Origin of the sequence: Achromobacter aegrifaciens (assembly GCF_902859735.1) — a bacterium.
Lineage (GTDB): Bacteria > Pseudomonadota > Gammaproteobacteria > Burkholderiales > Burkholderiaceae_B > Achromobacter > Achromobacter aegrifaciens.
The window spans coordinates 157923-183406 of record NZ_CADIJY010000002.1; the positions used below are offsets into that span (position 1 = coordinate 157923).

General features: G+C 67.5%; 21 protein-coding genes and 1 pseudogene. 14 read left to right on the forward strand and 8 right to left on the reverse strand.

The window, feature by feature from the left end:
- The first annotated feature begins 130 nt into the window (after nucleotides 1-130).
- From xsc to HV766_RS06805, 12 genes are all read left to right on the forward strand, one after another.
- A complete protein-coding gene (gene xsc / locus HV766_RS06750) occupies nucleotides 131-1942 on the forward strand; it encodes a sulfoacetaldehyde acetyltransferase (protein WP_054456784.1) in 1812 nt (603 codons plus the stop codon).
- Between the two features lie 87 nt (nucleotides 1943-2029).
- The gene (locus tag HV766_RS06755) at nucleotides 2030-2950 is read left to right on the forward strand and encodes a bifunctional enoyl-CoA hydratase/phosphate acetyltransferase (protein ID WP_175180824.1); all 921 of its coding nucleotides are present in this window, start codon (nucleotides 2030-2032) and stop codon (nucleotides 2948-2950) included.
- Nucleotides 2951-3083: 133 nt separating this feature from the next.
- A complete protein-coding gene (locus tag HV766_RS06760) occupies nucleotides 3084-4661 on the forward strand; it encodes an ABC transporter substrate-binding protein (RefSeq protein ID WP_054456786.1) in 1578 nt (525 codons plus the stop codon).
- A gap of 12 nt (nucleotides 4662-4673) precedes the next feature.
- The gene (locus tag HV766_RS06765) at nucleotides 4674-5642 is read left to right on the forward strand and encodes an ABC transporter permease (protein WP_054456787.1); all 969 of its coding nucleotides are present in this window, start codon (nucleotides 4674-4676) and stop codon (nucleotides 5640-5642) included.
- Nucleotides 5639-6541, forward strand: a complete 903-nt coding sequence (locus tag HV766_RS06770) for an ABC transporter permease (RefSeq protein WP_125470795.1) — start codon at nucleotides 5639-5641, stop codon at nucleotides 6539-6541. The genes HV766_RS06765 and HV766_RS06770 overlap by 4 nt, the downstream gene beginning before the upstream one ends.
- A complete protein-coding gene (locus HV766_RS06775) occupies nucleotides 6538-7539 on the forward strand; it encodes an ABC transporter ATP-binding protein (RefSeq protein WP_054456789.1) in 1002 nt (333 codons plus the stop codon). The genes HV766_RS06770 and HV766_RS06775 overlap by 4 nt, the downstream gene beginning before the upstream one ends.
- Nucleotides 7536-8558: an ABC transporter ATP-binding protein gene (locus HV766_RS06780; RefSeq protein WP_054456790.1), complete on the forward strand. Its 1023-nt coding sequence runs from the start codon at nucleotides 7536-7538 to the stop codon at nucleotides 8556-8558. Before HV766_RS06775 ends, HV766_RS06780 begins: the two co-directional genes overlap by 4 nt.
- 28 nt (nucleotides 8559-8586) lie before the next feature.
- Complete coding sequence (locus HV766_RS06785; protein WP_175180825.1) at nucleotides 8587-10242, forward strand: amidohydrolase; 1656 nt, start codon at nucleotides 8587-8589, stop codon at nucleotides 10240-10242.
- A gap of 1 nt (nucleotide 10243) precedes the next feature.
- Nucleotides 10244-11215 carry a CobW family GTP-binding protein gene (locus HV766_RS06790; protein ID WP_175180826.1) on the forward strand — a complete coding sequence of 324 codons (972 nt, stop codon included), beginning with the start codon at nucleotides 10244-10246 and terminating at the stop codon, nucleotides 11213-11215.
- 248 nt (nucleotides 11216-11463) lie between these two features.
- Entirely contained in the window at nucleotides 11464-12099 is a 636-nt protein-coding gene (locus HV766_RS06795) for an SDR family oxidoreductase (RefSeq protein ID WP_367648180.1), read from the forward strand.
- 189 nt (nucleotides 12100-12288) lie between these two features.
- Nucleotides 12289-12681 (forward strand): nuclear transport factor 2 family protein, encoded by a 393-nt coding sequence (locus tag HV766_RS06800; protein ID WP_054456793.1) that lies wholly within the window; start codon nucleotides 12289-12291, stop codon nucleotides 12679-12681.
- 45 nt (nucleotides 12682-12726) lie between these two features.
- Nucleotides 12727-14130: an NAD(P)/FAD-dependent oxidoreductase gene (locus HV766_RS06805; protein WP_199728321.1), complete on the forward strand. Its 1404-nt coding sequence runs from the start codon at nucleotides 12727-12729 to the stop codon at nucleotides 14128-14130.
- Here HV766_RS06805 and pdxR read toward each other — a convergent pair.
- The 7 genes and pseudogenes from pdxR to HV766_RS06840 form a co-directional block, all read right to left on the reverse strand.
- A pseudogene (gene pdxR / locus HV766_RS06810) lies at nucleotides 14110-15686 on the reverse strand (MocR-like pyridoxine biosynthesis transcription factor PdxR). The gene HV766_RS06805 and the pseudogene pdxR sit on opposite strands and share 21 nt — an antisense overlap.
- A 107-nt stretch (nucleotides 15687-15793) precedes the next feature.
- Complete coding sequence (locus HV766_RS06815) at nucleotides 15794-16621, reverse strand: ABC transporter permease subunit (protein ID WP_054456796.1); 828 nt, start codon at nucleotides 16619-16621, stop codon at nucleotides 15794-15796.
- Nucleotides 16614-17447 carry a taurine ABC transporter ATP-binding protein gene (locus HV766_RS06820; protein ID WP_175180827.1) on the reverse strand — a complete coding sequence of 278 codons (834 nt, stop codon included), beginning with the start codon at nucleotides 17445-17447 and terminating at the stop codon, nucleotides 16614-16616. Before HV766_RS06820 ends, HV766_RS06815 begins: the two co-directional genes overlap by 8 nt.
- A 91-nt stretch (nucleotides 17448-17538) precedes the next feature.
- A complete protein-coding gene (gene tauA / locus HV766_RS06825; RefSeq protein WP_119451109.1) occupies nucleotides 17539-18567 on the reverse strand; it encodes a taurine ABC transporter substrate-binding protein in 1029 nt (342 codons plus the stop codon).
- Between the two features lie 214 nt (nucleotides 18568-18781).
- The gene (gene folE, locus HV766_RS06830; protein WP_119451110.1) at nucleotides 18782-19327 is read right to left on the reverse strand and encodes a GTP cyclohydrolase I FolE; all 546 of its coding nucleotides are present in this window, start codon (nucleotides 19325-19327) and stop codon (nucleotides 18782-18784) included.
- Between the two features lie 111 nt (nucleotides 19328-19438).
- A complete protein-coding gene (locus HV766_RS06835; protein WP_175180828.1) occupies nucleotides 19439-20095 on the reverse strand; it encodes a response regulator in 657 nt (218 codons plus the stop codon).
- Entirely contained in the window at nucleotides 20092-21510 is a 1419-nt protein-coding gene (locus tag HV766_RS06840; protein ID WP_054456801.1) for a cache domain-containing protein, read from the reverse strand. The genes HV766_RS06835 and HV766_RS06840 overlap by 4 nt, the downstream gene beginning before the upstream one ends.
- Nucleotides 21511-21823: 313 nt before the next feature.
- Here HV766_RS06840 and HV766_RS06845 point away from each other — a divergent pair, with 313 nt between their 5' ends.
- Both HV766_RS06845 and HV766_RS06850 read left to right on the forward strand, forming a co-directional pair.
- Nucleotides 21824-23905 (forward strand): carbon starvation CstA family protein, encoded by a 2082-nt coding sequence (locus tag HV766_RS06845; RefSeq protein WP_054456802.1) that lies wholly within the window; start codon nucleotides 21824-21826, stop codon nucleotides 23903-23905.
- Between the two features lie 20 nt (nucleotides 23906-23925).
- Nucleotides 23926-24138 carry a YbdD/YjiX family protein gene (locus tag HV766_RS06850; protein ID WP_013393534.1) on the forward strand — a complete coding sequence of 71 codons (213 nt, stop codon included), beginning with the start codon at nucleotides 23926-23928 and terminating at the stop codon, nucleotides 24136-24138.
- Nucleotides 24139-24193: 55 nt separating this feature from the next.
- Here the strand turns inward: HV766_RS06850 and HV766_RS06855 are convergent, their stop codons facing one another.
- Nucleotides 24194-25369 (reverse strand): MFS transporter, encoded by a 1176-nt coding sequence (locus tag HV766_RS06855; protein ID WP_175180829.1) that lies wholly within the window; start codon nucleotides 25367-25369, stop codon nucleotides 24194-24196.
- Between the last annotated feature and the right edge of the window lie 115 nt (nucleotides 25370-25484).

Consider the following 25484-nt stretch of genomic DNA (forward strand, 5'->3'; position numbering starts at 1 on the left):
TGCGCATCGTCGCACGGATTTTGCAGAAAATGAAACGCCATGGGCTGGGAACGGGCAGGTTTCTGCTGCAGTATCGGATCATGCCGGCCCAGATGCAATCCGACACCGCCGGCCTGCCAGGAGAGAGACCATGAGCAGCAAGCAACACATGACCCCCAGCGAAGCGTTTGTGGAAACGCTGGTCGCGCAGGGCGTCAAGGACGTATTCGGCATCGTCGGCTCGGCCTTCATGGACGCGCTGGACCTGTTCCCGGCGGCCGGCATCCGCTTCGTGCCGACGGTGCACGAGCAGGGCGCCGCGCACATGGCCGACGGCTACTCGCGCGTGACGGGGCGCCACGGCGTCTGCATCGCGCAGAACGGCCCCGGCATCACCAATTTCGTGACCGGCGTGGCGGCGGCGTACTGGGCGCATAGCCCGGTCGTGGCCATCACGCCCGAGACCGGCACCGCGGGCATGGGGCTGGGCGGCTTCCAGGAAACCGAGCAGTTGCCGATCTTCTCGCGCATCACCAAGTACCAGGCCCATGTGAACCGGCCCGACCGCATGGCGGAATTCACCGCCAAGGCCTTCGACAATGCGCTGGCCGAGCGCGGCCCCACGCAGCTGAACATCCCGCGCGATTATTTCTACGGCGAGATCGACGTGGCGATTCCAGAGCCGCGCCGCATCCGTCGCGGGCCGGGCTCGGAAGAGGACCTGGAGGCGGCGGCGCAAATGCTGGCGCAGGCCAAGTTCCCCGTCATCGTGGCGGGTGGCGGCGTGCTGTTCTCGGAAGGGCAGGCGGAATGCGTGGCTCTGGCCGAACTGCTGGGCGCGCCGGTGGTCACCAGCTACCTGCACAACGACGCATTCCCGGCCAGCCACCCGCTGTGGTGCGGCCCCTTGGGGTACCAGGGCGCCAAGGCCGGCATGAAGCTGCTGTCGCAGGCCGACGTGGTGCTGGCGCTGGGCACGCGCCTGGGACCCTTCGGAACCTTGCCGCAGCACGGGCTGGACTACTGGCCGCAGGGTGCGCGCATCATCCAGGTGGACGCCGACCACCGCATGCTGGGCCTGGTGCGTCCGGTGTCGGTGGGCATCTGCGGCGATGCCAAGCCGGCGGCTGCGGCGCTGGCGGGCAAATTGCGGGGACGCGAGATCGCTTGCGCCGCCACCAAAGGTGGCCGCGCCGAACAGATCGCGGCGCAGAAGGCCGAATGGGAAAAGGAACTGGACAGCTGGTCGCACGAACGAGACGACTGGAGCCTGGACATCATCGAGCACGGCGGCGGCCGCATGCATCCGCGCCGCATGCTGCGCGAGCTGGAACGCGCCATGCCCAAGCATGTCATGGTGTCCACCGACATCGGCAACATCTGCTCGGTGTCCAACAGCTATCTGCGCTTCGACGAGCCGAACTCCATGCTGGCCGCCATGAGCTTCGGCAATTGCGGCTACGCCTTGCCGGCGCTGATCGGCGCGAAGCTCGGCCGGCCCGACCGTCCCGCCGTGGCCTACGTGGGCGACGGCGCCTGGTGCATGAGCTTCCAGGAATTGCTGACCTGCGTGCGCGAGAAGATACCGGTGACGGCCGTGGTGTTCCACAACGGCCAATGGGGCGCGGAAAAGAAGAACCAGGTGGACTTCTACGGCCGCCGCTTCGTCGGCAGCAACCTGAAGAACCCGAACTTTTCGGAGTTGGCGCGGGCCATGGGCGCGGAAGGCATCAGGGTGGAGCATGCCGACCAGGTGGGCGCCGCCTTGCAGGCCGCATGCAAGGCGCAGTCCGAAGGCAAGACCACCGTGCTGGAGATGATGGTCAGCCAGGAACTGGGCGACCCGTTCCGCCGCGACGCGCTCAAGCAGCCGGTACGCTTCCTGGACAAGTACAAGCAGTACGTGAACCAGCCTTTCCATCCGGGCGAGGTGCCGCTGTCGATCGATCCGGCCAAGCGCTGATCGCGCAGCGTGCGTCCGGCACGGCGGCGGCCGCGCCGGATTTCTTCCGCCAGGCGCCGCGGATCTCCGCGGCAGGAGCAGACAGAAATGGAAAGCGATCGCTTGTTCGAGCCGCTGCGCAATGCCGCGCTGTCGGCCGGCCGCTTGCGCACCGCGGTAGCGTATCCGCTGTGCCCGACCAGCCTGGGCGCGGCCGTGCAGGCGCGCGACGCTGGCTACATCGAGCCGGTGCTGGTCGGCCCGGCCGCCAGGCTGCGCGTCCTGATGGCGGAACTGGGGCTGCGCGACAACGAAGTGGAAGTGGTCGACACGCCGGATGACGAGTGCCAGGCCGCGCGCGCGGCGGCGGCGCTGGCCCGGGACGGCGCGGTGCGCATGCTGATGAAGGGCAGCCTGCACACGGACCACTTCATGTCGGCCGTGGTGGCGCGCGACGCCGGCCTGCGCACCGATCGGCGCATCAGCCACGCCTTCGTGATGGCGGTGGCGGCGTACCCCAAGCTTTTCATCCTGACCGACGCGGCCGTCAACATTGCGCCCACATTGCAGGAGAAAGCCGACATCGCGCAGAACGCCATCGACCTGGCGCGCGCGCTGGGCGTGGACCGCCCCAAGCTCGCGGTGCTGTGCGCCACGGAGTCCGTCAATCCTTCCATGCCCGCCACGCTGGACGCGGCGGCCCTGTCGAAGATGGCGGACCGCCAGCAGATCCGCGGCGGCGAGATCGACGGCCCCTTGGCCTTCGACAACGCCATCTCGCGCGAGGCAGCCGATCAGAAGGGCATCGTCTCGCGCGTGGCGGGCGATGCCGACATCCTGCTGGTGCCCGATATCGAGGCCGGCAACATGCTCTACAAAGAGCTGACCTGGCTGGCCGGCGCAGGTACCGCCGGACTGGTGCTGGGTACGCGCGTGCCTGTGCTGCTGACCAGCCGCTCCGATTCCATGCAGGCCCGCGTCAACAGTTGCGCAGTCGCTTCGCTGTACGCGCGGGCGCTGGCAGCCTGAATCCAGACCGTCCGCGGGGCTGGCTCCAAAAAGTCCGGCGGTTTGGTACTAAGCCTGGACCAGCAGGCTGGATACGCTAGCCCCAAGGCCATCCGATGAATGGCTCGTGACACTGGACATCAAGGGGTAGAACATGCGCAGCGCAAAAAAATGCCTGACCACGATACTGACGGCGTTGGCCCTTGCGGGCGGGGCCATGGCTGCGGACGCGCCCAAGTCCGGCGGTACGTTGGTGATAGGGTCGACGCAGGTGCCGCGGCACCTGAACGGCGCGGTGCAGTCGGGCATCGCAACTGCCTTGCCCAGCACGCAGCTGTTCGCCAGCCTGCTGCGCTACGACGCCGAATGGAAGCCGCATCCCTATCTGGCGCAGTCCTGGGAACTGGCGCCGGACGGCAAGTCGCTGACCCTGCATCTGCGCAAAGATGCGGTATTCCATGACGGCAAGCCAGTGACTTCGGCCGACGTGGCGTTCTCGGTCATGGCGGTCAAGAAGAACCATCCGTTCCAGACCATGTTCGCGCCTGTCGAGGCCGTGGACACGCCGGATCCCTACACCGTGGTGCTGCGCATGAGCAAGCCCCATCCGGCCATCCTGCTGGCGCTGTCGCCGGCCCTGATGCCGGTGCTGCCCAAGCACATCTACGACGATGGACAGGACCTCAAGAGCCATCCGCGCAACTCGGCCGACGTGGTCGGATCGGGTCCGTTCAAGTTCAAGGAATTCAAGCCGGGCCAGGAAATCGTGCTGGAGAAGTTCGACAAATTCTTCCTGCCCGGCAAGCCCTACCTGGACCGGATCGTGGTGAAGATCAATCCCGACGCCACCAATCTGCTGATCGGGTTGGAGCGCGGCGACATCGGCGTGTTGCCCTTCATGACCGAGCCCACCATACTGCGGCGCGCCAAGGAAAATTCCGCCATCGTCATGACCAGCAAGGGCTATGAGGGCATAGGCGCCCTGAGCTGGCTGGCTTTCAATACGGCGCGCAAGCCCTTGAACGACGTGCGGGTGCGGCAGGCCATCGCCTATGCCACCGACAAGGGCTTCATCACCAAGGCGCTGAACGCGGGCTTCGCCAAGCCCGCCGACGGGCCTATCATCGGCACCAGCCCGTTTGCCACGCAGGACGTGGCGAAGTATCCGCTGGACCTGAAGAAATCCGAGCAACTGCTGGAAGAGGCAGGCTACAAGAAGGACGCCAAGGGCGAACGCCTGTCGCTGACGGTGGACTACATGCCGGGTTCCGACGTGCAGGGCAAGAACGTGGCGGAATACCTGCGCAGCCAGTTGAAGAAGGTCGGCATCGCGGTGCAGGTTCGCGCCTCGCCTGATTTCCCGACCTGGGCCAAGCGCATCGCCGGCAAGGATTTCGACATGACCACGGACATCGTCTTCAACTGGGGCGATCCGGTGATCGGCGTGCACCGCACCTACCTGTCCAGCAATATCCGCGACATCATCTGGACCAACACGCAGTCCTATTCCAACCCCAAGGTGGACGAACTGCTGGAACAGGCCGGCACCGAAACCGACGCGGACAAGCGCCGCGCGCTGTACGCCGAATTCCAGCGCCTGGTCACGGCCGACGTGCCCATCGACTTCCTCACGGTCATTCCGTACCACACCCTGTCGCTGAAGAAGGTGCACGGCCTGCCGGACGGCATCTGGGGCGTCATATCGCCCATGGACGACACCTACCTGCAGTAGGGTGGAGCCGCCATGACGCGCTATCTCTTGCGCCGCCTTGCCTATGCGCTGGTGCTGCTGCTGGCCGTGGTGACGCTGAATTTCCTGCTGATCCACATCTCTCCGGGCGATCCGGTCGAGACCATCGCGGGCTCCATGGGCGGCATCAGCGAAGAACTGCGTGCGCAGCTGCGCGCGCAGTACGGGCTGGATAAACCCTTCCTGACGCAACTGGGCATCTACCTGATGCAGGTGCTGCGGGGCGACCTGGGCTATTCCTATTTCTTCAACGTGCCGGTGGCGCAGCTGATCTGGGACCGCGTGCCTGCCACGCTGCTGCTGGTGGTGACCTCGGTGCTGAGCGCGTTCCTGGCCGGCACGCTGCTGGGCACGCTGGCCGCGCGCAAGCCCAATGGGCCGCTGTCGCAAGGCATCACGCTGTTGTCGGTGGTGGGCTACTCCGCGCCGGTGTTCTGGACGGGCATCATCCTTATCATCCTGTTCGCCTCGGCGCTGCCGATCTTCCCGGTGTCGGACATGCGTTCCGCCGGCGGGCCGCAGGACGGCTGGGCGGGTGTGCTGGACGTGCTGCATCACCTGGTGCTGCCGGCCTTCACCCTGGCCTTCGTCTACCTCGCGCAGTACAGCCGGCTGGCGCGCGCCAGCGTCATGGAGGCGCTGTCGGCCGACTACATCCGCACCGCGCGCGCCAAGGGCTTGCCGGAACGCTCCGTGCTCTACAAGCACGCGCTGCGCAACGGCGTGCTGCCGGTGGTGACCATGCTGGGCCTGCAGTTCGGCAACGTGCTGGCCGGCGCGATCCTGGTCGAGACGGTCTTCAACTGGCCCGGGCTGGGCCGGCTGGCGTTCGACTCCGTGCTCAGGCGCGACTATCCCACGCTGCTGGGCATCCTGCTGTTCGCCTCGCTGCTGGTGGTCGTGATGAATCAGCTTACCGATCTGGCCTATCGCCTGATCGATCCCAGGATCAAGACCTCATGAGCCAGACTCCTCCCGCCGTATCCATCGCCGCCATGCAAGGCCAGGCGGCGCGGCCGCCGGCCCGTCCGTCGTACGAGGCCTTGCGGGTATTCGCGCGCAATCCCGCGGCGCTGGCTGGCGTGCTGCTGCTGGCCGCCATTCTGGCCGTGACGCTCTTTGGGCCCATGATCATGGAGGCGGATCCCTTCGAGATCGCCGGCGCTCCCATGACGCCGCCGGGCGCGGACGCGCTGCTGGGCACCGACTACCTTGGACGGGACGTATTGACCGGCATGGTCTATGGAGGCCGAGCCACCTTGCTGGTCGGCGTGGTGGCGGCCGTGCTGTCCATGGCCATCGGGCTGACGGTCGGCGCGCTGGCGGGCTACTACGGCGGCTGGATCGACGAAACCCTGATGCGCATCACTGAATTCTTCCAGGTGCTGCCGACCCTGCTGTTCGCCATGGTGCTGGTGACGCTGTTTTCGCCGTCGCTGGCGACCATCGCCATCGCCATCGGCGTGGTCAGCTGGCCGGGCACGGCGCGGCTGGCGCGCGGCGAGTTCCTGCGCCTCAAGCGCCGCGAGTACGTGCTGGCCGAGAGGGTGATAGGCGCGGGCGACGCGCGCATCATCTGGCGCGTGATCCTGCCCAACGCGCTGGCGCCGCTGATCGTGTCGGCGACGCTGGCAATAGGCACGGCGATCCTGTTCGAGGCCGGCCTGTCGTTCCTGGGGCTGGGCGACCCCAACATCATGAGCTGGGGCTTGATGATAGGCAGCAATCGCCCCTACATCCTGACCGCGTGGTGGGCGGTGACCCTGCCGGGCGCCGCCATCTTCCTGACCGTGCTGGCCGTCAGCCTGATCGGCGACGGGTTGAACGACGCGCTCAACCCGAACTCGCGGGGGCGGGCATGAACGCCGCGCTGCAGGCGCCCGTGCTGGAGGTCGACAGCCTGAGCCTCGAGTTCCAGTCGCGCGGCCGTGTCGCCGAGGTGCTGAGCGCGGTGAGCTTCGACTTGAACCCCGGCGAAACCCTGTGCCTGGTGGGCGAGTCGGGCTGCGGCAAGAGCATGACGGCGCTGGCCATCATGCGGCTGATACCAGCGCCGGGGCGCATCGGCGGGGGCTGCGTGCGCCTGCGCGGCGACGACCTGGCCGGCCGCGACGAGGAGGCCATGCGCCAGGTGCGCGGCAACAAGATCTCCATGATCTTCCAGGAGCCCATGACGGCGCTGAATCCCGTGTATACGGTCGGCGACCAGATCGCGGAGCCCCTGCGGCTGCATCAGGGCCTGAGCAAGAGCCAGGCGCGCGAGCGCGCCATCGAAATGCTGAAGTCGGTGGGCATCCCCTTGCCGGAGCGGCGCGTGGACGATTATCCGCACCAGATGTCCGGCGGCATGCGGCAGCGCGTGATGATCGCCATCGCGCTGGCCTGCGATCCGGATGTGCTGATCGCCGACGAGCCGACCACGGCGCTGGACGTGACGGTTCAGGCGCAGATCTTCGACCTGCTGCGCGAACAGCAGGCGCGGCGCGGCACCGCGGTGCTGCTGATCACGCATGACATGGGCGCGGTGTCGGAGATGGCCGACCGGGTCGTGGTCATGTACGGCGGACGGGTGGTGGAGCAGGGCGGCGTGCGCGAGATCCTGGCGCAGCCCCGCCATCCCTACACCCAGGGGCTGATCGCCTGTCTGCCGGAGCTGGACCGCGAGCCCGACGACGTGCGCCCGGACCTGCCGGAGATTCCCGGCGTGGTGCCTTCGATCTGGGAGCGCGGCGCGGGCTGCCCCTTCATGGAACGTTGCGGGCAGGCCATGGCGCGCTGCCGCGACGCGTTTCCGCCCCTGACCCGTGTAGGCGAGGGGCAGGAAGTCGCCTGTTGGCTGTATCCGGAGACCGCGCAATGACGTCACCGCAATCTTCCGCCTTGCTGTCCGTGCGCGATCTTGCCGTGCATTTTCCCATCGGCGGGCGTGGCCGCGACGGCAAGCCGGTGGTCGTGAAGGCCGTGGACGGCGTGTCCTTCGAGCTGCAGCGCGGCCGCACGCTGGCGATCGTGGGCGAGTCCGGTTCGGGCAAGACCACCACGGCCTTGTCCGTGCTGCGGCTGGCGGACCCGACCGCGGGCTCCATCCACTTCGACGGTACGGACATGACGGCGCTGAACGGCTCCGCCCTGCGCCGCATGCGCCGCCGCGTGCAGCTGGTGTTCCAGGATCCGTATTCCTCGCTCAATCCGCGCCAGCGGGCGGGCGACATCGTGCGTGCGCCGCTGGACCTGATGGGCATCGATCCGCCCGGCGGACGCGAGGCGCGCGTGGCCCGCATGTTCGAACTGGTGGGCCTGCGCCCGGAGCAGCGGCAACTGTTTCCGCACCAGTTTTCCGGCGGCCAGCGGCAGCGGCTGAACGTGGCGCGGGCGCTGGCCAGTGCGCCGGACCTGATCGTCTGCGACGAACCGGTGTCCGCGCTGGATATCGCCATCCGCGCGCAGATCCTGAACCTGCTGCGGCGCATTCAACGCGAGCAGGGCCAGTCGTTCCTGTTCATCTCGCACGACATGGCGGTGGTGGAGCACATCTGCGACGACATCGCCGTCATGTACCTGGGCAAGATCATCGAGCAGGCCACCCGCAACGCCTTCTTCACGCGGCCGCTGCATCCCTACAGCGTCGCCCTGATGTCGGCGGTGCCGACCGTGAAGGGCGGGCGCGAGCTGGCCGCGCGCCGCGTGCGGCTGGCGGGCGATCCGCCCAGTCCGGTCGATCCGCCGCCGGGCTGCCGTTTTGCCGGACGCTGTCCGGCCGCGCAGCCGCTCTGTACCACGCGCGAACCCGGCTTGCGCGAAGTCGCGCCGGGCCACCGCGTGGCCTGCCATTTCGTCGAATCCCGCGATGGCGTCCTGGCGTCGCCGCTGCAGGGATGAGCCCACCCTCCGATAGAAGGACAGACAGATGACCGACTCCCGCGCCCGAACCACGATCTATGCCGCGCGCAGCATCCTGACCATGAACCCGATGCAGCCCCGCGCCACGCACGTGGCGGTGCGCGAGGGCCGCGTCCTGGGAGTGGGCAGCCGCGAGGAACTGGCGGGCTGGGGTCCGGCCGACCTCGACGAGCGCTATGCGGACAGAGTGCTCATGCCAGGCCTGGTCGAAGGGCATTGCCATCTGCCGGAAGGCGGCATGTGGAAGTTCGTGTACGTGGGCTTCTACGACCGGCGCGGACCCGATGGCAGGCTGTGGGAAGGCTTGAAGAGTTTCGATGCGGTGGCCGCGCGGCTGCGCGAGGCCGAACGCGTCCTGGCGGCCGGCGAGACGCTGATAGGCTGGGGCTTCGACCCGATCTTCTTCGAAGGCGCGCGCATGCGCGTGCAGGACCTGGACGCGGTGTCCGCCGAGCGGCCCGTGGTGGTCATGCATGCCAGCATGCACCTGATGAACGTGAACACGCCCATGCTTGCGCGCGCCGGCATAGACCGCGATACCGACATCGAGGGCGTGACGCGCATGGAAGACGGACGGCCCAGCGGCGAACTCTGCGAATTCGCCGCGATGTTCCCCGTCATGCGCCTGATCGGCAGTCCATTCCGCACCGTGGGCGTATCGGAAGAGGGCCTGCGCATGTTCGGCAAGGTGGCGCAGTGGGCGGGCGTCACCACGGCCACGGACCTGGTCAATGAACTGGGCGACGAGGGCCTGGCGACGCTGGCCCGCATCACCGCCGAACCGGACTATCCCGTGCGCATCGTGCCGGCCGCGTCCGCGCTGGCCTACGCGGGCGATCCGCAGCGCTGCCTGGCCAAGCTGGCCGAGGCCCGGCGCCTGAACAACGACAAGCTGCATCTGGGCATGGTCAAGCTGGTGGTGGACGGTTCGATCCAGGGCTTTACCGCCCGGTTGCGCTGGCCCGGCTACTACAACGGCGCGCCCAACGGCATCTGGGTGATCGCGCCGGCCGAGCTGGACGCAATGGTCCAGACCTACCACGACGCCGGCGTGCAACTGCACATACATACCAATGGCGACGAAGCCACCGAGCTTGCGATCGACGCGGTGGATCGCGCCTTGCGCCGCAGCCCGCGGCGCGATCACCGCCACACCTTGCAGCATTGCCAGATGGCCGACGCGGCCCAGTTCCGGCGCATGGCCAGCCTGGGCATGTGCGCCAATCTCTTTGCCAACCACATCTTCTACTGGGGCGACGCCCATCACGCGCTGACCATGGGGCCGGACCGCGCCAGGCGCATGGACGCCTGCGCCTCGGCGGCGCGCGCCGGCGTGCCGTTCTCCATCCATTCGGATGCGCCCATCACGCCGCTGGGACCGCTGTTCACGGCCTGGTGCGCCGTGAACCGCCAGACTTCGTCGGGCAAGGTGCTGGGGGAGTCCGAACGCATCGGTGTGGAGCAGGCCTTGCATGCCGTCACGCTGGGCGCGGCCTACACCTTGCACCTGGATCACCTGGTCGGCTCCATCGAGGTCGGCAAGCATGCGGACTTCTGCGTGCTGCAGGACGATCCGCTGGAGGTGGCGCCCGAGAAGCTGAAGGACGTGCGCATACTGGGCACCGTGATCGGCGGCAGGCCCTTGCCACTGCGGGAAGCCTGAGATGGCGGCCCATGGCGCACCGCGAATTGCGCTGACCGTGGTGGGCGGATTCCTGGGCGCGGGCAAGACCAGCTTGCTCAATCATGTGTTGTCCCGCAGCCAGCGCCGCGCGGCGGTCCTGGTCAATGACTTCGGCCCGGTCGATATCGATGCCGGGCTGATCGCGCAGCGCAGCGACCAGGTGATCAGGCTGGCCAACGGCTGCGTCTGCTGTTCCATGGCGGGCGGCCTGGACGATGCCCTGGCGCGCGTGCTGGCGCTGGACCCCTTGCCGGAATGGATCGTGATCGAGGCCAGCGGCGTGTCGGATCCGGGCCGCATCGCGCAGGTCGGCATGTCGGATCCCATGCTGCAGCTTGAGGGCGTGGTGGTGCTGGTAGATGCCGCGAACGTGCGCACGCTGGCGGCGGATCCCTTGCTGGCCGATACCGTGGAACGCCAGCTCAAGGCTGCGGATCTGCTGGTGTTGAACAAGACCGATCTGGCGTCCGCCGCCGAACTGGCGTCGTTGCGTTCATGGCTGCAAGCGGCGACATGCGGGGCCGCGATGGTCGAGACGCGCGAAGGGCGCGTGGACCTGCGCCATCTGCTGGGCGAAGGCGGGTCTTGCGGCCTTGCGCAGGCATGCGCCAGCGGCGCTTGCAACCATGCGGGACACGTCCACGCCGCGATGCCCGACGACCCCGACCATCCATTCCAGAGCTGGCTGTGGCGCGCGCCCGCGCTGCTGGACGCCGACCGGCTCGCCAGCCGGTTGCGCGACGCGCCCAGGCAGCTGCTGCGGGCAAAGGGCTGGGTGCGCACCGATCGCCACGGCCTGGTGCTGGTGCAACTGGCGGGCCGGCGCGTGCGCTACGACACGCAGGCCAGGCCGCCCGAGGATCTGGACGAGCCGTCGCTGGTGCTGATCGGCATGCGCGGCGCCGTTGATCCCGCGGACGTCGACGCCTGGCTGGCGCCGGCGGCGGCGTGAGGGGCGGGCGTAGATAGGTATAGATTTATTGGATTGCTTGTCAATTTTTTCCTTGTTGACCGATTCGAGGCAAACGGGAGAATTCGCCGGTTCGATAGCCGGCCCTTCTCCCGGCTGCTTACTGACCTATCGGCTTACAAGGAGCGAATCATGACAGACATTTCCGGGGGCTTGCGCAAGGCCGCAATCGTATTCGGCGGCTCGCGCGGCATCGGCGCCGCCATTGTCCGGCGGCCGACGGCGCGGACGTGGCGTTCACCTATGTTTCCGCGCCCGAGAGCGCGCGCGAGACCGCGGCCGCGATCGAAGCGGGCGGGGCGAGGGCGCTGGCCATTCATGCCGACAGCGCGAACTCGGAGGCGATTCGGCTGGCCGCCGCGCGCGCGGCCGAGCATTTCGGACGGCTCGACATCGTGGTGGTCAACGCCGGCATCCTGAAGTTGGGCGGGGTGGCCGACGTGAGCGTGGCGGATCTCGACCAGATGCTGGCCGTCAATGTGCGCGGCGTGTTCCTGGCGATCCAGGCCGGCGCTGCGCACCTTGCGCGCGGCGGCCGCATCGTTACCATCGGCAGCAATTTGGCCGCGCGCATCGGCGGGCCGGCCGTGAGCGTCTATGCGATGACGAAGGCGGCGGTGGCGACGATGGTCAAAGGCATCGCGATCGACCTTGCACCCCGCGGCATCACCATCAACAACGTGCAGCCCGGGCCGATCCAGACCGATATGACGGTCAACCATCTTGATGCGGTCGTTCCGCTGATCCCGTTGCAGCGCGCCGGCAGCGCCGATGAAATCGCGTCGCTGGTGGCATGGCTTGCCGGCGCGGAATCAGGATACATGACGGGGGCCAGCCTGACTGCCGATGGCGGGATGACGCTGTAGCCGGCGCCGTCCGCAACACGGCGGGACGCCCAACCGGGTGGCCGGTTGCGCATTGCGCGGCCTGCCACCCGATGTCGCTTCTGGTGCAAGCGATTTCCCGTTTCTGGTTCTAGACCCTGCCTGGGGGCTCACTTACCTTTGGTCCTGAATGCTGGCGCGTGTTGCGCCCGCGTCTACCGGAGGTATGCAATGCAGAAGACCGTCACCGCGGACATGCTGGCCGAATTCGCGGCGGCCTGGAACCGCCACGATATCGACGCCTTGATGTCCTTCATGAGCGACGACTGCGTGTTCGAGACCGTGGCCGGCCCCGAGCGATGGGGCGCGCGGCACGAAGGCCGCGAGGCGGTGCGGGCGGCTTTCGCGGCGGCCTGGGCGAATTTCCCCGATGCGCAGTGGCGGAACGGCACGCATTGGGTCGCAGGCGACCGCGGCGTGTCCCAATCGACCTTTACCGGCACCGCCGCCGACGGCTCCCGCGTGGAGGCGGACATGGTGGACGTCTTCACCTTCCGGGACGGCAAGATCCGCGTGAAGAACGCCTACCGCAAGCAGCGTCCGGTATTGCCGGCCCGCGGTTGAACACGCACCCGCATCCAGCAACCGGAACGCAGCATGGATACTCAAATGTCCTTCCAACCTGTAGGTCCGGCCCCCGCTGGCCGGACGGCGATCAGCGCCTACAACCCGGCCTACGATCCGCTGGTGTCCCCGCCCGGCCGCGGGCAGGACTACGCGCCCACCTACTGGGTCGCGACCGCCGGCGAACCGCCCGAGGATGACGGCCCCGTCAACGGCGATATCGACGCCGACGTGGTGATCGTGGGCTCGGGCTTTACCGGGCTGTCGGCGGCGTTGACGCTGGCGCGCGACTTCGGCGTGAAGGCCGTGGTGCTCGAGGCCAATCGCGCGGTGTGGGGCTGCACCAGCCGCAACGGCGGACAGGGACAGAATGCGTCCGGACGCCTGTACCGTTCGCAATGGATAGCGCGCTGGGGCCTGGCGACCGCCAAGCGCCTGGACGCCGAGATCCGCGAAGGATTCGAATATTGGAAGAGCCTGGTGGCCCAGGTGGATTGCGACGCGCAACCTGGCGGCCATCTGTACACGGCGCACCGCCAGAAGAAGATGGCGTTCCTGGAAAACGAAGCCCGCGTGATGCGCGAGGTGTTCGGCTATGACGCCCGGATGTTGAGCCGGGAGGAATTGCGCGAACGCTACGTGTACGACCGCGAGGCGGTGGGCGCGATGCACGAGCCGGATGGCGTGGGCGTGCATCCGTTGAAGCTCGCCTATGGCTATATGCGGCAGGCGCGGGCCCTGGGCGTTCGCATCCATCCGGGCAGCCCGGTGCTGGGCTGGCGCGCCGAGAACGGCGGCGTGCGGCTGCAGACGCCCAACGGCTACGTGCGCGCGCGGCGCGTGGCGTTCGCCACTGGCGGCTATACCGCGCAGGGCGTCAACCGCCTGCTGGACAACCGCATCATGCCGGTGCTGTCGAACTCGCTGGTGACGCGGGTGCTGACGCCGGCGGAACGCGATGCCGCGGGCCTCAAGAGCACGGTGTTCATCACCGACACGCGGACCCTGCGCTTCTACTACCGCCTGCTGCCCGACGGCCGCATGCAGATCGGCAGCCGTAGCGCCTTGCGCGGCGCCGACGCGCAGCATCCGCGCCATCTGGCTCTGCTGCGGGAAGGGCTGGCGCGCAAGTTCCCCACGCTGGCGGGCGTGGACGTGGACTATTCCTGGTGGGGCTGGGTGGACGTGAGCCACGACATGATGCCGCGCGTGACCCAGCCCGACCCGGCGCAGCCGGTCTATTACGCCTTCGGCTACGGGGGCAATGGCGTGGCGTTCTCGGCCCACGCGGGCAAGCGCCTGGCGCAACGCATGATGGGCAAGGACGGCGTGGCCTGGGACCTGCCGATCTACGACTCGCCCTTGCCGGGGCATATGTTCGCGCCGTTCCGCAGGCTGGGCCAGGGCCTGCTGTACCGCTGGTACTACCTAAGAGACGAAGTGCTCTAGCGCGTGCAAGTCCGGGCCCTGCGGGGCCTGCTTGCCGTCCGCGGCGCGGCCGCGGTAGCGGTCGACCACCTTGGCCAGCCGGGCAATCCCCGGCTCGAGTGTTCGGGTCGGATCGATGTGAAGCCGACCCGCAGGAAGTTGCGCGGCGCGTCGGCTCCGTTCATGAAGAAGACGTCGCCGGGCTCCACCACCACGCCCTCGGCCAGCGCGGCCTCGGATAGCTCGCAGGCATTGAGCCAGGGCGGGCCTTGCAGCCAGCAGGACGAGGATCCGGTAATGGGTATGACCTTGAAATCGGGCAGGTGCCGCGCCAGCGCGCGGGCCAGTTCGGTGCCGCGCTCCTGGTAGGCCTGCGATTGCCTGCGCAGCAGCGAATGGTGGTGCCCCAGCGAAATGAACAGCGAAAACGCCCGCTGGATGTAGGCCGAAGGGTGGCGCAGCATGAGCCGGCGCAGGGCGCGCAGTTCCGCGGTGAGTTCGCGTGGCGCCACGATGTAGCCGATGCGCAGGCCGGGCGCGAAGGACTTGGCCAGGCTGCCCACGTAGATCACGCGGCCGTCGCGGTCCAGGCTCTTCAAGGCGGGAATCGCGCCTTCGCCCCAGCGGCTTTCGCTTTCGAAGTCGTCCTCGATGATCAGGCTGTCGGCCTGGCGCGCCAGCGTCAGCAGGTTCTGGCGGCGCTCCGGAGATAGCGTGACCGTGGTGGGGCACTGGTGGCCCGGCGTGACGAAGAGGTAGTCGCAGCCCAGCAGATGGGTGCCGGTGCATAGCCCTTGTTCGTCCACCGGCAGCGGCAGCAGGTTGCGCGTGTGGCTGGCGAAGATGTTGCGGGCGTCGGGATAGCCGGGGTCTTCCATGCCGACCACGGTGTCCTCGTTGACCAGCAGGTCGGCCAACAGGTAGAGCGCATGCTGCGCGCCCACGGTGATGACGATTTCCTCGGCGTCGGCCCAGACGCCGCGCCGGGGCAGCACCTGGGTGCGGATCTGCTCGATCAGCGCGGGGTCGTCGTGGGTGATCAGGTCCGGCGCCCAGCTGCGGATGTCCAGCACCGACAGCGCTTTGATGCAACATTCGCGCCATTCCGCGGTGGGGAACAGGTCCTGGTCGAACTGGGCGTAGACAAAGGGATAGGGCTGCTTCTGCCAGTCGCGCGGCTTGGTGATGTTGCGTTGCCGGGACGGGCGGAAGCGCAGCCTTTCGTCCCAGCGCACGTCCGGCTCGCCGCCGTCGGCGGGCGGGGCGTCGGAAGCGGGCCCGGAATGGCCGCGCATGACCGTGTCGCTGACGAAGTGGCCGCTGCGTTCGCGCGACACCAGATAACCCTCGCTCACCAGTTGCTGGTAGGCGAACACGACGGTGTTGCGCGCGATGCGCAGCTGGTCGGCCAGATGCCGGCTGGACGGCACCGGCGTGCCGGGCGGCAGGTGGCCGCTGAGGATGGCGGACACCAGCATCTGGCGCACGCAGCCCTGCAGGCTGAGGTTGGGCGCGCTTTCGCGTTCGAACAGGCGCTCCCACAACACAGGCTTGAGCATCGAGGCCTGGCTGGACATGACGGCTCCTTGTCTAGGCCGCGCAGCCGGTAGCCGCTGCGCAGGCGCCGCTCTTGAGGATAGAGGAGCCGGATGGGGGACGAAATGAGGGATTGCCCGGGCGCGTTTCAGACCCGTCCCTTCCATGGAATGGCGAACTTCTCCAGATAGCGGACCAGCAGGTCGAAGGCGAAGGCGAACACGCCGATCACGATGATGCCCATGATGACGGTGTCGCTGGCCAGGAACTGGGCGGCGTTCAGCACCATGAAGCCCAGGCCGCGGTCGGCGGCCACCATTTCGGCGGCCACCAGCGTGGTCCAGCCCACGCCGATGCCGATGCGCATGCCCGTGAAGATCTCCGGCATGGCGGCCTTCAGGATCACGTGCCAGACCACCTGCGCAGGCGTGCCGCCCATGGCGTAGGCCGCGTGGATCTGTTCGATCGACACCGAGCGCACGCCGGCGCGCGCCGCGATCGCCATGGGCGCGAAGATAGCCAGGTAGATCAGCAGGACCTTGGGGAACTCGCCGATGCCGAACCAGATGATGATGAGCGGCAGGTAGGCCAGCGGCGGCAGCGGGCGGTAGAACTCGATGGGCGGATCGAAGATGCCGCGCGCGTACCGGTTCACGCCCATCAGGATGCCGACGGGAATGGCGGTCACGCAGGCCAGGAAGAAGGCCCCGAACACCCGCGACAGGCTGGCCAGCGCATGTTCGGTCAGCGTGGAGTTGGCCACGCCGTCGGTCATGGCCGAGACGAACTTGTCGTACACCGCCAGGGGCGAGGGCAGGAACAATGGCCGCACCCAGCCGGCGCTGGTCACCAGGAACCATAGCCCGATGAGCGCCAGGCTGGTGATCAGGCTGATGTGGCCGCTGTAGCCCGCGCCCGGCGCGCCGTAGACCTTGCCCGGCGCGGCGGGCTTGTGTCCCGGGCGGCTGCTAGCCATGGAAGCCTTGGGGGGAGGAGGCTCGCTCGTCGCCATAGATGATGCCAAGGACTTGTTCGCGCATGGCGATGAAGTCGGGACTGGATTTGATGCTGCGGCCATCGCGGGTCTCCAGGTAGCGCCGGTTGAAGTCCGGCGTGAAGGTATGCGTGATGCGGCCCGGGCGGGGCGACATGACGATCAGCCGCGAACCCAGAAACAGCGCTTCTTCGACGCTGTGCGTGATGAAGAAGAACATCTTGTTGGTCTGCCGCCAGATGTCCAGCAGCAGCTCCTGGATGGTCTCGCGCGTCAGCGCGTCCAGCGCCGCCATGGGTTCGTCCATCAGCAGCATGGCGGGGTTGCAGGTCAGCGCGCGCGCGATGCCCACGCGCTGCTGCATGCCGCCGGACAGCTGGTAGATCATGTGGCGGTGGAAGTCCCGCAGGCCCACCAGCTCCAGATTGCGGCGCGCGCGGGCGCGGCGGGTTTCCTTGTCCACGCCTTGCAGCTTCAGGCCGAACTCGGTGTTCTCCAGCACGTTCAACCAGGGCAGCAGGGCATGCTTCTGGAACACCACGCCGCGGTCGGCGCCGGGACCCACGATAGGCCGGCCGCCCAGCGTGATCTCGCCCTCGGTGGGCGACAGGAAGCCGGCCAGCAGGCTGAGCAAGGTGGTCTTGCCGCAGCCCGAGGCGCCCAGCGCCACGACGAACTCGCCAGGCTGGATGGTCAGGTTGACGTTCTGCAACGCGATGACCGGACCGCTTTCGTGCAGGCCGGGATAGGTGACGCTTACTTTTTCCGCGCACAGGCTATGCGTGGCGGACGAGGACTGCATGGTCATGCCGGCTCCCCTGGTTGCGACGGGCTGCGCGCAGCCCTGCGTGGCGCTGGGCAGGCGGCGCCGGACGGGCCGCCTTGGCCGCAAGCGCTCCTTACTTCTCGGCCGCCTTGGCGTACTTGTCGGTGACGTGCGGGCTGTAGTCGGCCAGGGCGCGGTCGATCTGCTTCTGGTCCTTCAGGAATTGGGCGCTGGCCGCGAAGGCGCGCGCGGCGCCCGATTCCTTGCCGCCGCCCAGCCAGACATTGGAGGCCTGTTCCTGCACGGTCGGGAAGACCAGCAGCTGGAGCGCTTCGACCATGTCCTCGGGCTTGCCGCCGATCAGCTTGACGATGCTCTTGACCTGCGGGGAATCGGCGGTCCACTTGGCGCTGTTGGCGCGGTAGTCCGCATAGGACTTGGCCAAAACGCTGGTGAAGGCGGCCATGAACTTCGGATTCTTGGCGGCCCAGGCGCGATCGACCACGATGCCGTCGAAGGTTGGCACGCTGGCTTTGCCGATCTGTTCCGAGTCTGCAATGATCTTGCCGCTCTTGGCGATCTCGGTCAGGGCGGGCGGCCAGACGTAGGCGGCGTCGATGTCGCCGCGCTGCCAGGCGGCCACGATCTGCGGCGGCTGCATGTTCAGGATGCGCACGTCGCGCGGATTGATCTTCCAGACCTGTTCCAGCCCGACCAGCAGATGGAAGTGCGAGGTGGACACGAAGGGCGTGGCGACGCGCTTGCCCTTCAGGTCCGCCGTGCTGTTGATGCCGGAACCGTTGCGCGCCACCAGCGCCTCGGATTTGCCGATGTTGTCCAGGATCCAGAACAGTTCCATGTCGACGCCGCGGGTGGCGGCCGCGGTGATGCCGGTGGAGCCCAGCACACCGACCGGCACGTTGCCGGAAGCCAGCGCGGTGGAAATGTCGCCGCCGGAGGTGAACTGGCGCCAGTCCACCTGGTAGCCGGCGTCCTTCAAGGCCTTGTCGAAACTGCCGTCGGCGATCGCTGTCAGGAATGGCCCCACGATCAACTGGTAGCCGACCACCAGCTTGGTCTGGGCATAGGCGGGAGCGGCCAACAGCGCGGCGGCCAGGCCGGCCAGGGTGCAGCGGCGGATGAGGCGGAATATCGCGTTCATGGAGATCTCCGGGAGGGAACGGCCGCGCTCCGGCGCGACCGGCATGCTGGAGCCAGTTTGCCCGGATGGAGCCAGAACGCTAGGGCCAGATGCCCTAATCAGTAGGAGCCAAAAAGGCCCGGGCCCGCCCGCCGCGCCGGCAACGCCAGTCCTGGCGCGGCCGGCGCGGCGGGCGGGCCCGCGATATGCGCCAAAAGGGGGAGAGGGGATCGGCCTAGCGGATGAGGCTCAGGAACTCGGCCCGGGTCGACGGATTGTCGTGGAATTCGCCCAGCATGACCGAGGTGACCATGGACGAGTTCTGCTTTTCCACGCCGCGCATCATCATGCACATGTGCTGGGCCTCGATCACCACGGCCACGCCGGCCGCGCCGGTCACGGACTGCACGGCCTCGGCCACCTGGCGGCTGAGGTTTTCCTGGATCTGCAGGCGGCGCGCGTACATTTCGACGATGCGGGCGACCTTGGACAGACCCAGCACCTTGCCGTTGGGCAGGTAGGCCACGTGCGCCTTGCCGATGAAGGGCAGCATGTGGTGTTCACAGAGCGAGTACAGCTCGATGTTCTTGACCAGCACGATCTCGCGCGTGTCGGAGGTGAACAGCGCGCCATTGACGATTTCGTCCAGGTTCTGGCCGTAGCCGCGGCACAGGTGGCGCATGGCCTTGGCGGCGCGGGCGGGCGTATCGGCCAGCCCTTCGCGGGACGGATCTTCCCCTAGTTCTTGAAGAATGGCGGTGTAGTTCTTTTCCAATGACATCGGGGACTCCTGGGGGCGGCGCTGGTTGCGGCGCTTTACTGTGTAGCGTAGTGCTGCAAGTCTACCGCAGCGCGGGAAAACGATCAGGCCGGGCTCAGGTCCAGGCCCGGGTCAGACCCCGCGGTTCTCGACGGCGTACTTGATCAGCTCGGCCTGGCCGTCTATGCCCAGCTTGCGCTTGATGTTCAGGCGATGGGTCTCCACCGTGCGCACCGACAATCCCAGCGCCTGCGCGATCTGCTTGTTGGCCTCGCCGCTGGCGATGTGGCGCAGCACGTCGCGTTCGCGCTGCGTCAGCATGGTGGCCGGCGCCGTGGCCTGCGACAGGCGCACCGCGACCGCAGCGCTGAAATAGCTGCGGCCTGCCATGACCGCGTCGATGGCGGTGACGATCTCATGCGCCGGTTCGTCCTTCAGCAGATAGCCGCGCGCGCCGGCCTTGACCGCCTGCACCATGTATTCGGGGTTGTCGTGCATGGACAGCACCAGCACCGCGATCTGCGGGTAGCGCTCGTGCAGCAGGGCGGTCAGTTCCAGCCCGCCCACGCCGGGCATGTTCAGGTCCATCAGCGCCAAGTGCGGCAAGGTGCCTCCTTGCGGGTCCTGGGCCAGGCAGGCGGCCAGGAAGGCCTGGGCGGCGGCGGCGTTGCCGGCTTCGCCCACCACCCGCAGTTGCGGCACGGTTTCCAGGCGCAGCCGCAGCCCGTCCCGCACCAGCGGGTGGTCGTCGATCAGCAGCAGCCGGATGGCGTCGGGCTTGTGGTTCATGCGTCGGAACTCGCGGGGAGAGGGGCGGCGGGCAGCGGCAGCCAGGCCTGCAGCACCGTGCCGTGGGAAGTGGAGCGGAAAGTCAGCGTGCCGGACAGCGCGTTCATGCGTTCGCGCATATTGCGCAGGCCGATGCCGCGGCGCGGATCCTGCTGCACCTCGGCATAGTCGAAGCCGCGGCCGTCGTCGGCGATGGTCAGGCGCAGGTCGCGCGGCGAATAAGCCAGCGTCATGTCGGCGCGGGTGGCGCCGGCATGGCGGATGACGTTGGTCAGGGCTTCCTGGGTGACCCGGAACAGGGCGGTGGCATAGGCCTCGGGCAGCTTCACCGGCTGCCCGGCGGTGTGCAGGCGCACGGCCAGAGGCGGGGCGCCATCCTGGCTGGGAATGGCGAATTCCCGGCCCAGATGTTCGAGTGCGGCCGGCAGGCCCAGGTCGTCCAGCAGCGTCGGCCGCAGGTTGTGCGAAATGCGGCGGACTTCGCCCACGGCGGTATTCAATCGGTCCAGCGCGCCGCCCAAGGGGGTGTCGATATGAGCGAGGACGCGTGGCTCGTCCGGCAGCGTCTGCCGCAGCCGTTCCCGCGCCGCTTCCAGCGACAGCTTGATCGACACCAGCACCTGGCTGATGCCGTCATGCAGCTCGCGCGAGAGCCGTGCGCGCTCGTCTTCCTGCGAACGCACCAGCTGGCGCGCCATCAGCCGCAGCTTGGCGTCGGACTGGCGGTGGTCGCTGATATTCAAGGCCAGGCCGCAGGCCGCCACGCCCAGGATGGACACGGCGGCAATCCCGGCCACCCAGGCGAACATGCTGCGGATATTGGCCTGGGCGGCGGCGTCGATGCGCTCCAGCGCCTGCTGCACGTCGTCCAGGTAGATGCCGGTGCCCAGCATCCAGCCCCAGCGCTCCAGCACCACCACGTAGCCCAGCTTTTCCTCGGTCTGGTGGGTGGACGGCTTTTCCCAAAGGTAGTGCACCGCTTCGCCGTCCTGGCCGCCGCGCCGGGCGGCGGTCAGCAGATTCTGGATGACGGGCTGGCCCTTGGTGTCGCGCAGTTCCCAAAGGTCCTGCCCAACCAGCTCCGGCTGGCGCGGGTGCATCAGGTTCCTGCCCTTCAGGTCGTAGACGAAAAAGTAGCCATCGTGGCCGAATTCCATTTGCGCCAGCAGGTCCAGCGCGCGCTGGCGGGTGGCGTCATCGTCGGCCGCCGCCTGCAGGGGGGCGATGGCGCTGTAGGCCAGGTTGACGTAGTGGCGCAGCTCGCCTTCCTTGCTGGCCAGCCAGGCGTTTTCCACGACCTGCTTTTCGCGCTGCGCCAGCTGCAGGCCCTGCACGTAGACGGCCACCGTGATGGCGGCGACGGCCACCAGCAAGGGCACCGCGGCGAGCAGCAGGATTTTCAGGCGCAGCTTCATGAAGGATTTGTATCAGCGCGAACGCGAATATTGCGGCGCAGCATTTTGCTTGCCGCAGTCAGGATCGGGAAATTTCAGCCGTGATTTTACGGTTTTCGCCAAATCATGCTGCGGCGCATTGCGTAGTAACACGTAGCGGAATTGCGTAGTTTCGCGCTTGTTGCTGCGTAGTCAAAACGAAATACTAGCGTCCGCGTCGACACGGCGCTGCGTGGACGCGCGCGTCCGCCACCCCACAACAATGAGTCTGCCTTCCGCGGGACGATAAAAGCGTTTCACGCCAAAAGCATGGCGGGAGGCTAGAGGAGCACTTATGCAAACCAGCAGTAAGGGACTGGGTCAGCACCTGGTCTGGCTGGCGGTTGCGGTACTGGGCGCGTTCGCGCTGGGCACCGTGGCGCTGGCCAGAGGGGAGACCATCAATGCGCTATGGGTGGTGATCGCCGCCGTATGCGTGTATTTGATCGCATACCGTTATTACAGCCGCTTCATCGCCAAGAACGTGTTCCAGCTGGATCCGACGCGCATGACGCCGGCCTGGAAGCACAACGACGGCCTGGACTACGTGCCCACCAACAAGCACGTGCTGTTCGGCCACCACTTCGCCGCCATCGCTGGCGCTGGCCCCCTGGTGGGCCCGGTGCTGGCCGCGCAGATGGGCTATCTGCCGGGCATGCTGTGGATCCTGGCCGGCGTGGTGTTCGCCGGCGCCGTGCAGGACTTTACGATCCTCTTCATCTCGACCCGCCGCGACGGCCGTTCGCTGGGTGACCTGGTCAAGTCCGAGCTGGGCAAGATCCCGGGCGTGATCGCGCTGTTCGGCGCCTTCATGATCATGGTCATCATCCTGGCCGTGCTGGCGCTGATCGTGGTCAAGGCGCTGACGCATTCGCCCTGGGGCACCTTCACGGTGGCCGCGACCATTCCCATTGCGCTGTTCATGGGCGTGTACCTGCGCTACATCCGCCCGGGCAAGATCGGCGAAGTGTCCATCATCGGCTTCGTCGGCCTGATGGCCGCCATCACCTTCGGTCAGGACGTGGCCGCGCACCCGGTGATCGGCCCCATGTTCGACTTCGACGGCAAGGGCCTGACCTGGATCCTGATCATCTACGGCTTCATCGCTTCGGTGCTGCCGGTGTGGCTGCTGCTGGCCCCGCGCGACTACCTGTCGACCTTCCTGAAGATCGGCACCATCGTCGGCCTGGCCATCGGCATCGTCGTGGTCGCGCCCGAGCTGAAGATGCCCGCGCTGACCCAGTTCGTCGACGGCACCGGTCCGGTGTGGTCGGGCAACCTGTTCCCGTTCCTCTTCATCACCATCGCCTGCGGCGCGGTGTCGGGCTTCCACGCCCTGATCTCCTCGGGCACCACGCCCAAGCTGATCGAGAACGAAACCCAGGCCCGCTACATCGGTTACGGCGGCATGCTGATGGAATCCTTCGTGGCCATCATGGCGCTGGTGGCGGCTTGCGTGATCGAGCCGGGCATCTACTACGCCATGAACAGCCCGGCGGCCGTGATCGGCACCACGCCCGACCAGGTGGCCCAGGTGGTCTCCAGCTGGGGCTTCGTGGTGACGCCCGCGGACCTGATCCAGACCGCCAAGGACGTGGGCGAAAGCACCATCATCTCGCGCGCCGGCGGCGCTCCGACGCTGGCCGTGGGCATGGCGCACATCCTGCACCAGGCCATCGGCGGCCCGGGCATGATGGCCTTCTGGTACCACTTCGCCATCCTGTTCGAAGCGCTCTTCATCCTGACCGCTGTCGACGCCGGCACCCGTGCGGGCCGTTTCATGCTGCAAGACCTGCTGGGCACCTTCGCCCCGTCGCTCAAGCGCACTGACTCGCTGCCTGCCAACCTGATTGCCACCGGCCTGTGCGTGGCGGCCTGGGGCTACTTCCTGTATCAGGGCGTGGTCGATCCGCTGGGCGGCATCAACACGCTGTGGCCGCTGTTCGGCATCGCCAACCAGATGCTGGCCGCGATTGCGCTGACGCTGGGCACCGTGGTGCTGTTCAAGATGAAGCGTGACCGCTACGCCTGGGTCACGGTGCTGCCGACCCTGTGGCTGCTGGCATGCACGCTGACCGCCGGCTGGCAGAAGCTGTTCCACGCCGACCCGCGCGTGAGCTTCCTGGCCCATGCCGACAAGTACAACGCGGCCATCGCCGAAGGCAAGGTCCTGGCTCCGGCCAAGTCCCTGGGCGAAATGTCGCGCGTGGTCTTCAACGACTACATCAACGCCGGCCTGTGCGCGATCTTCATCTTCGTGGTGGTGAGCATCGTGGTGTTCGGCCTGCGCTCGGTGCAGCGCGCGCGCAACGAGAACAAGCCCACCGCCCGCGAAATGCCGTACGAAACGCTGCCGGCCGCCGCCGGCGCGGACTGAGCGCAACAGGGAGACGACGCATGCTGTTCACCAACATGAGTTCCGCGGCCGGCGCCGCCGGCCGCTACCTGGGGCAGACGCTCCGGCTGATGGTCGGCGTGCCGGACTACGAAACGTATGTGGCGCACATGCGGCGCACGCACCCTGACCAGGAGCCGATGACTTACGAAGCATTCTTCCGCGAGCGCCAGGACGCGCGTTATGGCGGGAAGAAGCGGATCGGTTGCTGCTGACAGGAAAGGCCTCGCTTGCGAGGCCTTTTTTTCGTTGGGCGCAGGCGGCGACGGGTTATACCGACTTTCTGCGTACCCTTTCGGCGTAGACCACCAAAGGCGCCGCCCCGATCGCGCACAGCGACATCACCAGAAATCCCCCCGGCGCATAGCTGCGGTACAACGCGCCGCCCAGCTGGATGCTGGCGAACATGAAGACCCCTCCCGACAGCAGCGCGTAGAGCGCGATGGCCGACGTCTTGATGGCGGCGGGCACGTGGCGCGTGATGTACCACATGATCGCTGCGTTATTGCCCGCCAGCGTGAAGCACTGCAGCAGTTGCAGGCCCGCGATCAGCGCCGGATCGGTGGTGGCGGACAGACCGGCCCAGCGGATCGCGGTCATGACGGCGGACGCCAGGATCAGCCATTGCGCGCCCGTGCGGGCCAGGATGCGGGGCGCCAGGAAAAAGAACAGGACCTCGCTGGCAACGCCTACCACCCACAGCATGGAAATCAACGCGGTCGACAGGCCGCTGGCGGTCCAGTACAGCGTGGAATAGGAATAGAGGAAGCCGTTGCTGGCCTGGACCAGCGAGGCCGCAGCGATGCACATCAGCAGCGGGCGGTCGCCCAGGACTTCGAGCATGGGCAGGCGGACCGCCGGCGCGGGCGCTTCGCCCGCAGCGGGGCGCGCCGCCCGAGGCAGCAGCCGCACGCAGGCCAGGCAGGCGATGATGAGGACGATGGACAGCCACATTACCCAGTCGGCGTCGAACGTCTTGATCAGGTAGCCGCCCGCCAGGGTGACCACGGCAAAACCCAGCGAGCCGCAGGCGCGCATGACGGTGTAGGAACTCCCCTGGCCCCGGCCGCTGGCGATGGCCATGCGGTCCATCAGCGGCAGCACCGCCGGGAACACGGCATTGAGCAACAGCGTGATGGCCAACAGCCAGCCGGGCGCGCTGCTGAACGGATAGCAGACGAACAGCGCCAGCGACGCCGCCAGCGCCGCCGCAATCAGCGCATGGGCGCGGCCGGTCTGGTCGGCGACGTGGGCGACCACGGGCGTGGACAGGATCTTGGGCAGGAAGGACGTGGCGACGATCAGGCCGATGACGGCGGGATCCAGTCCGCGGCTGGCGAACCACAAGGGCAGAAAAGGGATGCTGACTCCCTGCAGGCCGTAATACAGGAAGTAAAACCCGTGCAGGGCGATGGCGCCTTGCCTGGGGTCGGGGTTGCCGCGCATAGCGATGGAGGGATCCGGCTGAATTGACGCGCCGTAGCATACTCCTAGCCGGACCGGATTTGAGAAGGGAGGGCGCCTTGATCCCGGACATTGGCAAAAGAACGCGTGCGGATTT